At 36.2% G+C, this 14,732-nt stretch carries 16 protein-coding genes; 9 read left to right on the top strand and 7 right to left on the bottom strand.

The window, feature by feature from the left end:
- Positions 1-930 (top strand): carbohydrate kinase family protein, encoded by a 930-nt coding sequence (locus tag B0I10_RS02500; protein ID WP_112084916.1) that lies wholly within the window; start codon positions 1-3, stop codon positions 928-930.
- On the opposite strand, the gene B0I10_RS02495 is transcribed toward B0I10_RS02500, so the two are convergent.
- Positions 923-1,993 carry a glycosyltransferase gene (locus B0I10_RS02495; protein WP_112084915.1) on the bottom strand — a complete coding sequence of 357 codons (1,071 nt, stop codon included), beginning with the start codon at positions 1,991-1,993 and terminating at the stop codon, positions 923-925. The genes B0I10_RS02500 and B0I10_RS02495 overlap by 8 nt on opposite strands.
- A gap of 86 nt (positions 1,994-2,079) precedes the next feature.
- On the opposite strand from B0I10_RS02495, the gene trmB reads away from it, so the two are divergent.
- The 7 genes from trmB (at position 2,080) to B0I10_RS02460 (ending at position 7,157) form a co-directional block, all read left to right on the top strand.
- Positions 2,080-2,754, top strand: coding sequence for a tRNA (guanosine(46)-N7)-methyltransferase TrmB (trmB, locus tag B0I10_RS02490; RefSeq protein ID WP_112084914.1), 675 nt, complete (start codon positions 2,080-2,082; stop codon positions 2,752-2,754).
- A gap of 41 nt (positions 2,755-2,795) precedes the next feature.
- Complete coding sequence (locus B0I10_RS02485; protein ID WP_112084913.1) at positions 2,796-3,428, top strand: LysE family transporter; 633 nt, start codon at positions 2,796-2,798, stop codon at positions 3,426-3,428.
- Between the two features lie 11 nt (positions 3,429-3,439).
- A complete protein-coding gene (locus tag B0I10_RS02480; protein ID WP_112084912.1) occupies positions 3,440-3,763 on the top strand; it encodes an MGMT family protein in 324 nt (107 codons plus the stop codon).
- Positions 3,764-3,982: 219 nt separating this feature from the next.
- Positions 3,983-5,128 carry an Mrp/NBP35 family ATP-binding protein gene (locus B0I10_RS02475; RefSeq protein WP_181456873.1) on the top strand — a complete coding sequence of 382 codons (1,146 nt, stop codon included), beginning with the start codon at positions 3,983-3,985 and terminating at the stop codon, positions 5,126-5,128.
- Positions 5,128-5,367 carry a NifU family protein gene (locus B0I10_RS02470; protein WP_112084910.1) on the top strand — a complete coding sequence of 80 codons (240 nt, stop codon included), beginning with the start codon at positions 5,128-5,130 and terminating at the stop codon, positions 5,365-5,367. The genes B0I10_RS02475 and B0I10_RS02470 overlap by 1 nt, the downstream gene beginning before the upstream one ends.
- 314 nt (positions 5,368-5,681) lie before the next feature.
- Positions 5,682-6,740, top strand: coding sequence for an NAD(P)/FAD-dependent oxidoreductase (locus B0I10_RS02465; RefSeq protein WP_112084909.1), 1,059 nt, complete (start codon positions 5,682-5,684; stop codon positions 6,738-6,740).
- A gap of 78 nt (positions 6,741-6,818) precedes the next feature.
- Positions 6,819-7,157, top strand: a complete 339-nt coding sequence (locus B0I10_RS02460) for a 2Fe-2S iron-sulfur cluster-binding family protein (protein WP_112084908.1) — start codon at positions 6,819-6,821, stop codon at positions 7,155-7,157.
- Here the strand turns inward: B0I10_RS02460 and B0I10_RS02455 are convergent, their stop codons facing one another.
- The 5 genes from B0I10_RS02455 to B0I10_RS02435 form a co-directional block, all read right to left on the bottom strand.
- On the bottom strand, positions 7,158-7,871 hold the full coding sequence (locus tag B0I10_RS02455; RefSeq protein ID WP_112084907.1) for an SGNH/GDSL hydrolase family protein: 714 nt from the start codon (positions 7,869-7,871) through the stop codon (positions 7,158-7,160).
- Positions 7,868-8,776, bottom strand: a complete 909-nt coding sequence (locus B0I10_RS02450) for a metallophosphoesterase (RefSeq protein ID WP_112084906.1) — start codon at positions 8,774-8,776, stop codon at positions 7,868-7,870. The genes B0I10_RS02455 and B0I10_RS02450 overlap by 4 nt, the downstream gene beginning before the upstream one ends.
- 79 nt (positions 8,777-8,855) lie before the next feature.
- Entirely contained in the window at positions 8,856-10,904 is a 2,049-nt protein-coding gene (locus tag B0I10_RS02445; protein ID WP_112084905.1) for a M43 family zinc metalloprotease, read from the bottom strand.
- Between the two features lie 49 nt (positions 10,905-10,953).
- Positions 10,954-11,742: a DUF3050 domain-containing protein gene (locus tag B0I10_RS02440; RefSeq protein ID WP_112084904.1), complete on the bottom strand. Its 789-nt coding sequence runs from the start codon at positions 11,740-11,742 to the stop codon at positions 10,954-10,956.
- A gap of 113 nt (positions 11,743-11,855) precedes the next feature.
- On the bottom strand, positions 11,856-13,034 hold the full coding sequence (locus B0I10_RS02435; RefSeq protein ID WP_112084903.1) for an acyl-CoA dehydrogenase family protein: 1,179 nt from the start codon (positions 13,032-13,034) through the stop codon (positions 11,856-11,858).
- A 211-nt stretch (positions 13,035-13,245) separates the two neighbouring features.
- Between B0I10_RS02435 and B0I10_RS02430 the strand changes: the two genes are divergently transcribed.
- Positions 13,246-14,043: a tetratricopeptide repeat protein gene (locus B0I10_RS02430; protein WP_245942938.1), complete on the top strand. Its 798-nt coding sequence runs from the start codon at positions 13,246-13,248 to the stop codon at positions 14,041-14,043.
- A gap of 1 nt (position 14,044) precedes the next feature.
- Here the strand turns inward: B0I10_RS02430 and B0I10_RS02425 are convergent, their stop codons facing one another.
- A complete protein-coding gene (locus tag B0I10_RS02425; protein ID WP_245942937.1) occupies positions 14,045-14,707 on the bottom strand; it encodes a tRNA1(Val) (adenine(37)-N6)-methyltransferase in 663 nt (220 codons plus the stop codon).
- Positions 14,708-14,732 lie beyond the last annotated feature (25 nt).

The following is a 14,732-nucleotide window of genomic DNA, read 5'->3' as shown; positions in this document are numbered from 1 at the left end:
GTGGAAAAAACAACTGACATACTTGCAGTAGGCGAAGTTTTAATCGATTTTATTGGTCATGAAATTAATACTTCCATAAACAGAACAAAAGATTACCACCGTTTTTTAGGAGGTTCACCTACAAATGTAGCGGTAAATGCCTCTCGATTAGGACTTAATGCTGTTCTTGTCGCTACTTGTGGACAAGATGGTTTAGGGGATTACATTATTAGAAAACTGAAAGCAAATGGTGTTCAAACTGACTATATTTTTAAATCGGAAGAAAAGCCTACTTCCGTTATTTTTGTTTCAAAGTCAACAGAAACCCCTGATTTTATTCCTTATAGAGAAGCAGATTGCGAAATTTACCCGAGTCAAATCCCAGATGAACTTCTTATGAAATCTAAAATCTTTCATACCACGTGTTTCGCATTAAGTAGAAACCCTGCCCGCGAAACTATTTTGAGACGTGCCGAAAGAGCGAAGGAATTAGGATTAAAATTGAGTATCGATCTGAATTTTTCAGAGCGAATTTGGCCTAACCGACACGAAGCAATTGAGATTATCAAACGATATTTGGCTACTGATCCGTTAGTAAAAATAAGTGAAGATGACTGTTACCGATTGTTTGCATCCATGAAATCCGAAGATTATATTTTTGAATTTTTTCATGCAATGGGGGCGCAAACCATTTGTTTAACAAAAGGTAAAAAAGGAGTAGTTTTATCGGACAAACTAAATGGACTTATATTTCAAGAAGCTTTACCGGTCAAAGAAATAAAAGACGCTACCGGGGCCGGAGATGCATTTTGGACCGGTTTCCTCTATGCCCAACTCAACCATAAATCATTGGTGGAAAGCATAACGATTGCTCAAAAATTAGCCGGAATTAAACTGCAAAACGTAGGTAGATTACCGGATCATATCGACATCAATGCTTTAATTAGTTAGTTTTTTTATCAAAAAGCAGAAATAAATTCTTCCAATTTAAGTTGTTTTTAAAACTTTGTAATCCTTTATACAAATCCACTTCATATAAATTTTCGATGACAAACTTTTCTTGTTTGGCAAACGGAACAACACCATCTTTTTTATATTTTTTGGCTAAATATTCCTGTTCAAATTGGCCGGGAGTCGGAATAAAAAAGGCTTTTTTTCCCAATTTTGCCAAATCCATAACGGTGGTGTAACCGGAACGACAAAGCACTAATTCACTTTCGTTAAACGTTTGTTCAAGTTGTGCCGATGTCATAAAATTATAAAAAGTCACATGGTCAATTTGTTCCGATTTTTGTTCAGGTTCTATCACTCCGCGAACAAAAACAACATCGCCAACATATCTTTTTATTTCTTCTTTCAAATGCATTTCCAACATCGATCGCTGTGGTTCCGGACCGGAAAGAATAACCATTAAATCATATTTCTTTGGCAAATCTTTTTTATTTAAACGACTTAGAGGACCAATGTAATTGATTTTAAAATGAGGATTTTTTAAATGACCTAATTTTCCGGTCAGGTTCGGAATTTCTGCTACATCCGGCACCCAACATTCTTCATATTTTTTAATGATATATTGATGTAGCTTACTGGTAATCCAACTCGTGTTTCCGGTTAATACATTCAATTGATGCGTAATAAAAACAGAAGGCACTTTTTTAGAATAAATGCCTAATCGATTATCGGATATAATACCTGAAAGATCATATTCTTTTACCCACTTTTTCACCAATTTTCTTTCCATATAAATGGCTTCCATCATTTTCGGACTGTTTTTAATCAGTTTCCATTTAAAAAAAGCACCATTTTTGGCATATTCAATTTGATAGGAAGGCAATTCCAAAAAAATTAATTCCGGAAATTCTTTCTGCAAAATGTGCAGAGCCACACCATCGGAAGCGATAACGGGTTCAAAATTGTTTTCCAACAAAGCTTCGATAATCGGAATGCATCGTGTGGCGTGACCGAGTCCCCAATTTAAGGGAGCAACGAGAATTTTTGGTTTTGCAGTTTCCAAGTCTTAATAACTCATTTAATAACTGTAAAGGTACTATTAATTTTGATTGGGTATATTTCCCTAATTTTACCAAAAAATTAAATTAAGTGGGAAGTAAGAATAAATTAAAGCGTTTTAAAGAGAATGAAACGTTTCAAAATGTAATAGAACCAACCCGAGAAGAAGTGGTTTCGGGCGATTTTGAATGGAAAGGAAATTGGAATAAAAACTTTTTTAAAAATGACAACCCAATTGTTTTGGAATTAGGATGTGGAAAAGGCGAATATTCCGTTGGATTAGCAGAACGCTACCCTAACAAAAATTTTATTGGAATAGATATTAAAGGTGCTCGATTTTGGCGTGGTGCAAAAACAGCTGTGGAAACCGGGTTGAATAATGTTGGCTTTCTTCGCACACAAATTGAATTGATTGAATACTGTTTTGCCGAAAATGAAGTGGATGAAATTTGGATAACGTTTCCCGATCCGCAAATCAAATACAAACGAACCAAACACAGAATGACAAATACCGAATTTTTACAACGCTATAAAAAAGTGCTTAAAAAAGACGGAATTGTTCATTTGAAAACAGATAGCGAATTCATGCATGGCTACACACTCGGTCTATTGCACGGTGAAGGTCATGAAGTGATTTATGCTAACCATAATGTCTATCGAAACGAAGGTTCGCCGGAAGTGGTGACAGCCATTCAAACATTCTATGAAAAACAATATTTAGAAATTAATAAAGCGATAACCTATATACAATTTAAGATAAAGTAAACAACCAATTACCCATCACCTTTTACCAATAACCACAATAAATGAACCTCACCCTTCCCATCATTCTCGGACTTTCAGCCGCAGCCATCGGAACAACTCCACCCGGATTGCTCAACATGACTGCCGCAAAAGTGAGTATGCGTGATGGAAGAAATCGTGCCTTATGGTTTGCATTTGGAGCTTCGATTATTGTTTTTTTTCAAACGTTACTAGCGGTCTTGTTTTCTCGGTTTATTGATAGAAGAGCCAATATCAGTACCGTTTTACAGGAAATAGGTTTAGTAATTTTTACGATCTTGACGGTTTATTTCTTGTGGATAGCAAAAAAGCCTAAAACCAAAAAAAAGAAAGAAGAAATTAAAATGCGAAGCAAATCAAGTCGTTTCTTTTTAGGGATGTTGTTGTCTTCACTCAATTTATTTCCAATTCCGTACTATGTTTTTGTGAGTATCACATTGGGTTCGTATGGTTATTTTAATTTTGATGCGTTTTTTATTTATGCTTTTTCGGCAGCTTCAGCCATTGCTGCTTTTTTAGTGTTTTTTGGATATATTTCTTTTTTTAAGGGAAAGGAAAAAAAGGATTCCTTCTTATCCAGAAACATCAATTATGTCATTGGTTCAATAACCGGACTTGTGGCTTTGTTCGCCCTTTTCAAAATTGTTTATCAGTAATACTTTGAAAGATGGAAGAAAATTTTTTTGAAAGAGTTTACGCCATCGCCAAAGAAATTCCATACGGAAGAGTCACTTCCTATGGAGCAATTGCCAAAGCTTTAGGCACGGCTCGTTCTGCCCGAATGGTAGGTTGGGCGATGAATGCTTCTCATAATAGGGAAGATGTTCCTGCACATCGAGTGGTCAATCGAAAAGGAATTCTCTCCGGAAAACATCATTTTCAAGGCACTAACTTAATGCAGCAATTGTTAGAAAGTGAAGGAATAAAAGTCGTTGATAATCAAATTGTTGATTTCGAGAAGGTTTTTTGGGAACCGAAGGTTACCTTGTAATTATTTCCTAATTTTTCAAATAATTACAAAAGCACTACATTTTTACAATAACCCATTACCTTTTACCTATAACCTTCCGCTTATCCCTCCATAAACATTTTCAATTCTTTAACTACTGTTTCTCTACTTTTCGTATTATCTTTGCACTATAAATTCAGTTTAAATAAAGCTGATTTTTTATTAACTTAAAATTGCCCAAAATTTGGGGTGAGGTAAATTATGAAACTCGACAGAAAAGAAATACTCAAAGCCTTGGAAACCATTTCTGTGGCTGGCGAAGGAAAGAATATGGTTGAAAGTGGAGCTGTGCAAAATGTACTCACTTTTGGCGACGAAGTAGTAGTAGAATTACTCTTGTCAACCCCAGCTTTGCACATCAAAAAAAGAGCAGAAGTTGACATCATCAAAACCATCCACGATTTGGTGTACGAAAAAGCCAAAGTAAAAGTCAATATCAAAGTAGAAGCTCCCGCAAAACCCGAAAATCCAAATCTAATCAAAGGAAAACCAATTCCGGGAATCAGCAACATTGTTGCCATTGCTTCCGGGAAAGGCGGTGTGGGGAAATCCACAGTTACAGCCAATTTAGCCGTAACATTAGCCAAAATGGGTTTCAATGTTGGAGTTTTAGATGCAGATATTTACGGGCCATCAATGCCAATAATGTTTGATATTGAAAATGAAAAACCAATCTCTGTTGAGGTCGACGGAAAATCAAAAATGAAACCCGTTGAAAGTTACGAAGTAAAAATACTTTCCATCGGATTTTTTACCAAACCGGATCAAGCCGTTATTTGGCGTGGACCGATGGCTGCCAAAGCCTTAAACCAAATGATTTTTGATGCTGATTGGGGTCAACTCGACTTCCTGCTCATCGATTTACCACCCGGAACGGGCGATATTCACCTTTCTATCATGCAATCGCTGCCTATCACTGGAGCTGTTGTTGTGAGCACGCCGCAAGCCGTTGCTTTGGCTGATGCCAAAAAAGGGGTTTCCATGTTTTTATCCGATGCAATCAGCGTTCCCGTGTTAGGAATCATTGAAAATATGGCTTATTTCACGCCGGAAGAATTACCCAACAACAAATATTATATCTTTGGAAAAGAAGGAGCCAAAAACTTAGCACAAGATTTACAAGTGCCAATGCTTGGCGAGATTCCATTAATACAAAGTATTCGAGAAGCCGGAGATTATGGTCGTCCCGCCGCTCTTCAAACTGCCACGCCGTTAGAAGCCGCTTTCGAAGAAATTGCTCGAAACGTAGTGCAAGAAGTGGTTAATCGTAATGAAAGTTTACCACCAACAGAAGCAATAAAAATCACCACAATGGCCGGCTGTTCGGCTGTAAAAGGAAAGAAATAATGACAAAAGAAGAAATTAGATTAGGAATTGAAAAAGCCTTAGATGAAATCCGTCCATTCCTGGAATCAGACGGCGGAAACATTTCTCTCATCGATGTCCTCGACGATAAACACGTTAAAGTTCGTCTCGAAGGTGCATGCGTAGGCTGCAGCGTCAATCAAATGACCTTGAAAGCTGGAGTAGAAACCACCATTAAAAAATATGTGCCACAAATCGAAACAGTCGAAAACGTATCCTAATTTTTTAGTTGGGCGTGTACGGGCTATCCGCTCCATCCCGATAGCTATCGGGATCGCCCAGAAAAAACAATTTTCTAAGGTCACAAAAGAGCTTCCGTTGGTCGTTTTTTGAGTCCAACAAAATTTGTTTTTTGTGCTCCGGGCTTTCCGCTGCTATCCCTCACGCAGTCCGGGCTAACTGACAAATATCATATCCAAAAGAAAAAAGAAGAACTATTTTCGCAAAGTAAAACCTAAAAACTCAGTTGCTCAGATGCTCAGCATTTAAAAACCTCAGAACCTCAGCAACTCAGAACCTTAGTAACTTAAAAAGAATGATACAAACCGACATACTTATTATTGGAGCCGGCCCGACCGGACTTTTCACTGTTTTCGAAGCAGGATTATTAAAATTAAAATGTCATCTCATTGATGCACTTCCGCAGCCCGGCGGTCAATTAGCCGAATTATATCCCAAAAAACCAATATACGATATTCCCGGCTATCCCGAAGTATTGGCAGGCGATTTGGTCATCAATTTGATGGAACAAATCAAGCAATTTCAACCCGGATTTACCTTGGGAGAAACCGCAGAAACCATCGAAAAACTGGAAGACGGAAGTTTCATCGTGACCACTAACAAAGGAACGCAACACCAGGCAAAAGCAATTGCAATTGCAGGCGGTTTAGGCACATTCGAACCTAGAAAACCAATTCTGAAAGACATCGAATTTTACGAACAAAATGATCGCGGTGTTGACTATTTTGTGAAAGATCCTGAAAAGTACCGTGGGAAAAAAATCGTCATTTCCGGTGGTGGAGATTCGGCCTTAGATTGGAGCATTTTCCTTTCTGATGTGGCTTCAGAAGTAACCTTAGTGCACCGTAGAAATGAATTCCGTGGAGCGTTAGATTCAGTAGAAAAAGTACAAGAATTAAAAAATTCCGGAAAAATAAAATTAGTTACACCGGCCGAAGTCATTGGTTTCAAAGGATCCGAACGCATCGAATCGGTGGATATCGAAATCAACGGAGCACGGATGAATGTTGAAACCGATTATTTTATTCCGCTTTTCGGTTTAACACCAAAACTTGGAGCAATCGCAAACTGGGGATTAGAAATCGAAAAGAATGCGATAAAAGTCAACAATGCATTAGACTATCAAACCAACATCGAAGGAATTTATGCCATTGGCGACGTAAACATTTATCCTGGAAAATTAAAACTCATTTTATGCGGATTCCACGAAGCCACCTTAATGTGTCAAAGTGTTTATAATCGATTAAATCCCGGCAAAAAATACGTGCTGAAATACACCACCGTTTCGGGCGTAGATGGTTTTGACGGAACCCGAAAAGAAGCAGAGAAAGCAGTTGTAAAATCGATAGAATAATTTATTTTTGTTTCAAGTTTCAGGTTTCAAGTTGTTTGTGAGCTTGAAACCTGAAACCTGAAACATAAAACATAAAACATGTCCCAAGACATCACCATCAAAATCACCGACCGAAACGGAACAAAACACGAAGTGCAAGCTCCAACCGACATGAACATGAACATCATGGAATTGGTTCGTGCTTATGAACTAGCAGAAGAAGGAACTATTGGTGTTTGTGGAGGAATGGCGATGTGTGCTTCCTGTCAATGTTATATTTTGAATGAAAATGATGTTCCATTACCTGAAAAATCTCCCGATGAAGATGCAATGCTTTGGGAAGCCTATCACGTTAAAGAAAATAGCAGACTAGGTTGTCAAATTCACATTACACCGGAAATTAACGGTTTGGAAGTTGAATTGGCTCCTGCACAATAATTATATTCCTAAAATGTTTTTTGCAATAGGAAGCAGTCTTTCTACAAATTGAGTATAAGCCAATTCCGAGGGATGCAAATTATCTGAAGCAACTAATTCCGAATTATTCAATCCTTGCCGAGTGATGTCGGTTATATTCACAAATTCAATTCCGAGTGATTCTGCATGATTTTTAGCAAATAAATTATATTGATCCAATTGATTCGAAATATTTTCCGGATTAGAACTTCCTTGACCAAAAGGCGTAAATGCATAATCAGGAATCGAAACGACAATCACTCGATTCAAATCTCCATTCGCTAAGGTTATTGCTGTTTGCAACAGTTCCGGAAACTCTGTCTCGTACAATGAAAAAGGCCTGTTTTGGTATTGATTATTCACACCAATTAACAGCGTTACCAAATCAAATTCTGCAATTAAGTTTTCGTTAGCAATAGCGTTTTTTAAGTTGGTGGTTGTCCAACCCGTTTGGGCCACCACTTTCACAGAAATATTATCTGTAGAGGGAAGGTGATTTTTTAAACTATCTTTCAATTGTTCCGGAAAACGGCATGTTTCACAAACACTTTGACCAATGGTATAACTGTCTCCCAATGCCAAGTAATTTATGTTTCGTATCACAGGAATTTGAATGTTAGGCGGTGTTTCATCATCATCGGAACATCCAAAAAATGATAAAAATAAAATCACTAATAAACAGAGTTGCCTTTTCATATTTCCTTTTTTTGATAAGCAGTTAATTCAACTGGACCTTCTAAACATTCGCGAACAATTTGTAATGTACCATCTGATTTTGTGTCTATAAACCATTTGATCAATGAGATGGTTCCTTCCACAATTTCAATTCCGGTAATACTTCTGGGGTGGACACAGCTTCCATCATTAAAATAATTAATAGAGTTGTCATTGGTATTGGGAAATCGTGGTCGATGGGTGTGTCCGGTAACAGTTATAATGTTGTGATTACTAACAATCCATTTTTTAATTCGTCGTTCAATTTTAATTAACTCAACATAATTTTTGGCAGGACTGGTTGGGTCTTTTATTCCCCAAACTTGAAGTGGTTTCCATAAAATTTGCACTAAAAACCGATTGATTTTCCATCCGATATAATTCATAAAATCGGCTTGATGACCGTGGGTTAAAAAGAGTTGTTGGCCAGTTTCTGAATTTTCTAAAACAATCGCTTCATGGTATTCAATACCTGTGAATAGTGGTTCGTCTTTACCCGTTTTGGGATCGAAAAAAGTACTTAGTTTTTTCTTAACCACATTTTTATCGCGGTAAACCATATCGTGGTTGCCATAGATCATGTGGAGCCGTTTGGAATCATGAAATTTTTTCAACAGTAAATATACATTTTTATGAGCTTCAAATAGTTCTTTAAAGAAAAGGTTTTCCCATAATTCATCTCCATCGCCCAATTCGCAATAGCTAAAACCTTCCGTAAAATAATTGTTCATCGCATGAAAATAAATATTTCGATTACTGGCAAAATCATCAGCAAAACTAGCATCACCGCGATGACAATCACTAAAAAGAATAAATTTTGACTTATTGTCAAACGAAATTCTTCTTGCATTTTCAAAAGCTCTTGAGAGTCGGGTTTGTGATGACATAATTAATTAATCGAAAATTAAAGGTATAAAAAAAACCTCCAAAATTGCTTTGGAGGTTAAAAATTATAAATTGTTTAGATTAGTTTTTTATAAAACGAATTACAGTTGATTGTTCATCCATCATGATTTTGATAAAATATACTCCAGAACTGTACGACCCAGTGTTAACAGATAAATCATTGCTTGAAGCGATTTTTTTGCTATCTACTATTTGTCCTAAACTGTTGTAAATTATAAACTGATTAGGTAATACAATCTCATTTGAAATAGCAATATTTAACTGAGAATTAACCGGATTTGGATATAATTTGATTCCGTTGGAAAAGCTATTTTCAATCGTACTTAAGTTTTGGTTTATACCAAAAGTTTTTGATTCAGATGATCCAAATTCTCCTCCTGAAATAATTGTCGTATTATCAGAGGTTTTAATTTCATAACTCCCTATTCCAAAAGAGCAACAGATTCCATCATCAAATTCATCAAAAATGGTAAAGGTGTAACATTCATTATTTAAAACGGCTACAGTCTCAGCATATTCTGTATTGTCTCCGTAAGGACCTCCGCTTGCCACTTCATTATTATTACTGTCTCTTAGCACCCATGTTGTTTCATCTCCATAATCATCTGTTAGAATAGTAATTGTAATTTCCTCGGTATTTGCCAAAACCACGTCAAAATTTTGACTTCTTGTACTATTTAATTCATTTTCATCGGCACCACCATTTAATGCTGTGATGGCCGCATAAAATACATTATTGCCGGCACTTGCTAATAATGTAGGTAAGTTTATAGTGGTATTTTGACCATTAGTTAAGGTACCATTCCACGTAAATGTTAAGTCGCTATTTCCCTCAGTACTATATGTAATTTCGGCAGATGTGACTGTGTTGGTCCCAATGTTTGTTAATCGCAACGAAGGAGATAAATTTGTACCACAATTGGTCAAATTCAAGTTTAAAATCTCTAAAGATCCATCATTGTCAAAGGTTTGGCCCGGTTGACAAGCTAAAGAAGTTACTAAAGTTGATCTTCGTTGAGCATTGGTTAAAACGGCTATCATTCTGTCTTTTTGATCTTGTGTAAATATGTTCATACAAGCATCATCAGAATAGTCCATATAGTTTTCAACCATGTCAAGTCCCGGCGAATTTGGACATGAATCAATACCAACAGAGCAACCTGTATTTTGGTCAGCTGTCACAGGGGTGTCGTCACAAAAATCATCTACACTACAACCGTTTACACCAAAACCACCATCACCCCAAATATGACGGAGACCTAAATAGTGGCCTACTTCGTGAGTTGTTGTTCTTCCTTTATCATTAGGTGCAGAGTATGTTCCGGCAGGAAAAATATCGCTAGATCCAAAATAACGATGTGCAATTACTACACCATCTGTGTTTGCTGGACCGGTACCTTGTTCAAGACCCTCTAGACCAGAACCGGTGGGGAACTGAGCATAACCTAAAATCTCTCCCAGTTCAATTCCAAAGATGGTAAACACAATTCTGTTTACTACCCAGATATTTAGGTATTCATTAGGGTTCCATTGTGTTTGTGGTTTTATTTCGGTATTTATATCATCTATTTCCCAACTGGCTTCGCTTCCTAAATTGTAACGATTTATACCGGTTGTAAATAGTCCGTTTGGATCACGTTGGGCCAAACAAAATTGGATTTCAGTATCTACCCCAACCGGATTAGTGTTGAACCCTGGAGTTCCTGCAATTCGACCAAAGTCTTGATTTAATACAGTAATTTGTGAAAGAATTTGTGCATCGGTGATGTTTTCATTTGCACCCAAAGCATCGCCATTATGAATAACATGCACCACAACCGGAATTGTGATTACATTTAAAGTAGAATTACCGTTCTGTTTCAAAGCCAGTCTATTTGCTTTGATGGTTTCTATTTTTGGTGCTAACCAATTTTCAAATTGAGCATCACTATTTCGGTTTGGATAGAGTTCCCGAAGTTTTTGTTCGTTTTCAATGGTTGCACACCTGATTTTTTCTAATTTGGATTTTCCAAATTGAGTCACTTTTTCTGTGTTTTGTCCAATAACATTAAAAAATGAAAATAAGACGAAAGACAAAATGAAGAATGTTGAAGTAAAATTTTTATTCATATTGCAGTTTGTTTGTTTTACGTTGCAAGATAAAAATAATTTTAACACTTTACTCACTCATTGTCAGATTTGCTTCAAGAATTTTTTCTTCGATCGCATTCCATAAACCAATTCGTTTTTCTAACGCTTGAATCGAAATTTCTTCCACTTCTTTCCATTTGATTTCGCTGTCGCCGCACAATTCGTTTATCATTATCATGGCCATTGGTCCGTGTTCATCCCCATCTAGTTCGATATGTCTTTCAAAATAGTAAATTAATTTAGTCAAATCATTTTCAGGGAAATTGGCTTGAAAATTTTTTAAAATTGCGGTAAACATTTCCGGAATTAAATCTTCCCTTCCAAAGGTAAAAGCGGCGGCGATTTCATGTGGCTTGCCTTGTTCGATGACACGAAAAGTAAAATCGAGAAAATCTTTTATGTTGGGATGCAAATCACTTTGTTTAATGGAAACAAATATATTCTGAGTTTGAACCACGTTTTCTAAAAATGATTCGATAGACTTGGTATCTGCACCACACGATTTCATAGCATCAATGTACATTTCGTAGTGGCTTTGTCTTTTTCCGTCTAACGAAATATCGGTTTCTTCTGCCAAAACAATTTCATTAATGAGGTAACGCGTTTCCGGATTTCCAACAGGTAACCATGGCGTAGTTGTGCAAGTTAAAGAGGCTTGCAACGCTTTGAGTAACGACATAAAATCCCAAACAGCATAAATGTGACATTCTTGAAATTGCCTTAAATCATCAATCGTTTTAATTTTTCTGTATAAAGAATGATTTAGTAACTGTTCTTTTTGTGGTTCTATTTTTTTATTGATGATCGAAATATTCATAGCATTTTTTATTTATAAAGACGAAGTAGAATGGATGATAGTTCTACTTTACAAAGCTAAAAAAGCTTCCTCGAATGAAGAAGCTTTTTGTATTGATTTTAGTTATTGTTTAATTATTTAAATGCTTGCATGCCGGTAATGTCTGCTCCAGTGATAAGCAAATGAATGTCGTGCGTACCTTCATACGTAATCACAGATTCTAAATTCATACTGTGTCTCATAATAGAATATTCACCCGTAATTCCCATTCCTCCAAGTATTTGACGTGCTTCTCTGGCAATGTTAATGGCCATATCAACGTTATTTCGTTTGGCCATAGAAATTTGAGCCGTCGTGGCTTTTCCTTCGTTTTTCAAAACACCTAAACGCCAAGTTAATAATTGGGCTTTTGTGATTTCGGTAATCATTTCGGCTAATTTTTTTTGTTGTAATTGCGTCGCGGCAATCGGTTTGTCAAACTGAATACGCTCTTTGGCATAGCGTAAAGCTGTATCATAACAATCCATCGCTGCACCAATCGCTCCCCATGCGATGCCGTATCGAGCAGAATCTAAACAGCCTAGCGGTGCTCCTAAGCCTGATTTATTTGGTAATAAATTTTCTTTTGGGATTTTTACATTATCAAAAATTAATTCACCTGTAGATGATGCACGAAGTGACCATTTGTTATGTGTTTCCGGCGTTGTAAAACCTTCCATCCCGCGTTCTACGATTAAGCCATGAATTCTACCTTCTTCATTTTTAGCCCAAACCACAGCAATATCTGCAAAAGGAGCATTTGAAATCCACATTTTGGCACCGTTTAATACATAATGATCGCCTTTGTCTTTAAAATTAGTGGTCATTCCGCCGGGATTGGAACCGTGATCAGGTTCAGTTAATCCAAAACAACCCATCATTTCTCCGGTAGCTAATTTTGGTAAATATTTTATGCGCTGTTCTTCGTTTCCATATTTCCAGATGGGATACATGACCAAAGATGATTGAACGGACGATGTAGAACGAACACCAGAGTCACCTCTTTCAATTTCCTGCATGATTAATCCATAAGAAATTTGGTCTAATCCAGCACCGCCATATTCTTCTGGAATATAAGGACCAAAACCACCAATTTCTCCTAAACCTTTGATGATTTGTTTTGGGAATTCAGCCCGTTGAGCATAGTCTTCAATAATAGGAGAAACTTCACGTTTTACCCAAGCACGTGCAGAATCACGCACTAATTTATGCTCATCCGTTAACAAATCATCTAATAAATAATAATCAGGAGCTTGAAATAAATCTGGTTTCATAATTTAAATAGTGTGAATTAGAGATAATTATTCTCATTTAGTTTTTGATACAAACGAAATCGTTTGCAAAAATAACTAAAGAAATGTCACAAATCAATGAACGATTGTTATATTTTTAAAATAATGATTTGTATTTTTTGCTGTTAACATCTTATTAACCTTTAGGGTTAAAGAATATATGTACTTTTCAATTTATTTTAAAGCCACAAAAATGAAACTGTTTTTTTTATGTATTGTGTTGTTGATTTCATTTAAATCAATTGCTCAAAATACTCACGCAAATGGAGCTCAAAAAAAAGCTCAACAGAAAATTGTTGATGACTACGTGCACAATTGCGCAAAAAACTACTCTTTTTATCAAATGAATGAACTACAAGAATGTTTAGACGAGGGTTTGAGAAAAGACCCAACCATTGCATATTTATGGCAACAAAAAGCAATGCCACTATTTAAGATGAAAAAATACGAAGCCGGAATGGTTTTTTGTGATAAAGCAGTAGAAAATGATCCGTACAAGTGGTTATCCTATCGAGCTTACATCAAATGTGTTTTTGCAAAAACCTATCGAGAAGCCATCATCGATTTTGAAAAATGTAAAGAAATGATAGGTAATAGTTATGAAATGGATCATACGTACAATTTTTACATCGCCTTGTCTTATCTGCAACTGAATGAATTTTCAACAGCCGAAGCAATTTTTGAAACAGATATAGCTGAACAAATTGAACAACAAGGAGAAGCTCATCACCTTAATTTGTTTTATTACGGAATAACCCTGTATGAACAAAATAAATGGGAGCAAGCCATCGAAGAATTTGATAAAGCCATCTCGCAATATGAAAATTTTTCGGATGCAAAAGTCTATAAAGCTTTTTGTTTAGGAAGAATCGGTCAGGAAAAAAGAGCCAATGATTTGTTATTGGAAGCCAAAACTGATGCTAAAAATGGTTATACAATTAATGAAGATAATATGATTCACGAAGTATATCCGTATAAGGTGAAATGGTAAGTTACATTTTCAAATAAAAATCTTTAGTAAGATTGATGTAATCATCTGTATATTCGTGTCGATTAATTTCGATAACCAATTCATCAGCCGATAAAGTGCTTAATTCGTAACGTTTAAAAGCCAATAAACTTCTCTTAATTTCTGTGGTTGAAGTGCCTTTTACACGAGTCACTTTTACAGGATAAAGTTCAACTTCCGCACACAAATCGATAAATTTTTCTTCTTCTTTGTAGGGAATAATCACGGCAAAAATTCCGTTTTCAGAAAGTAATAAATCTGCCGCTTCAATTAAATCTTCAAAAGGCATCGCCTCTTGAAATCGGGCTAAATCACGTTGCGAATTTTCGGTTTTATAATCTTCGGAATAAAAAGGCGGATTAGAAATGATTAAATCATATTCATCTTCAGGTTCGTCGACAAACTCATCTAAACCGGCGTGAAAACAAAATAGTCGATCTCCCCAAGGCGAATTTTCAAAATTTTCTACGCATTGTTCGTAGGCATCTTCGTCAATTTCTAAGGCATCAATTTGTTCGGCATGACTTCGTTGGGCAATCATCAACGATAAAATTCCTGTTCCGGCACCAATATCCAATACAGAAAAAGGATTGTTTTCAATCGGACACCAAGCCCCCAACAAAACACTATCAGTACCTACTTTCATAGCACATCGATCTTGTTGAATAGAA

This window comes from Flavobacterium lacus, from assembly GCF_003268815.1.
In the GTDB taxonomy this organism is placed as follows: domain Bacteria; phylum Bacteroidota; class Bacteroidia; order Flavobacteriales; family Flavobacteriaceae; genus Flavobacterium; species Flavobacterium lacus.
Note: the sequence above shows the minus strand (reverse complement) of the source record. Positions and strands in the feature narration are given on the sequence as shown.

Coding starts and splice junctions, on each gene's coding strand:
- B0I10_RS02485 (WP_112084913.1), top strand. CDS start 2,796: ATGAACCTCACCCTTCCCATCATTCTCGGACTTTCAGCCGCAGCCATC.
- B0I10_RS02480 (WP_112084912.1), top strand. CDS start 3,440: ATGGAAGAAAATTTTTTTGAAAGAGTTTACGCCATCGCCAAAGAAATT.
- B0I10_RS02475 (WP_181456873.1), top strand. CDS start 3,983: ATGAAACTCGACAGAAAAGAAATACTCAAAGCCTTGGAAACCATTTCT.
- B0I10_RS02470 (WP_112084910.1), top strand. CDS start 5,128: ATGACAAAAGAAGAAATTAGATTAGGAATTGAAAAAGCCTTAGATGAA.
- B0I10_RS02465 (WP_112084909.1), top strand. CDS start 5,682: ATGATACAAACCGACATACTTATTATTGGAGCCGGCCCGACCGGACTT.
- B0I10_RS02460 (WP_112084908.1), top strand. CDS start 6,819: ATGTCCCAAGACATCACCATCAAAATCACCGACCGAAACGGAACAAAA.
- B0I10_RS02455 (WP_112084907.1), bottom strand. CDS start 7,871: ATGAAAAGGCAACTCTGTTTATTAGTGATTTTATTTTTATCATTTTTT.
- B0I10_RS02450 (WP_112084906.1), bottom strand. CDS start 8,776: ATGTCATCACAAACCCGACTCTCAAGAGCTTTTGAAAATGCAAGAAGA.
- B0I10_RS02445 (WP_112084905.1), bottom strand. CDS start 10,904: ATGAATAAAAATTTTACTTCAACATTCTTCATTTTGTCTTTCGTCTTA.
- B0I10_RS02440 (WP_112084904.1), bottom strand. CDS start 11,742: ATGAATATTTCGATCATCAATAAAAAAATAGAACCACAAAAAGAACAG.
- B0I10_RS02435 (WP_112084903.1), bottom strand. CDS start 13,034: ATGAAACCAGATTTATTTCAAGCTCCTGATTATTATTTATTAGATGAT.
- B0I10_RS02430 (WP_245942938.1), top strand. CDS start 13,246: ATGAAACTGTTTTTTTTATGTATTGTGTTGTTGATTTCATTTAAATCA.
- B0I10_RS02425 (WP_245942937.1), bottom strand. CDS start 14,707: ATGAAAGTAGGTACTGATAGTGTTTTGTTGGGGGCTTGGTGTCCGATT.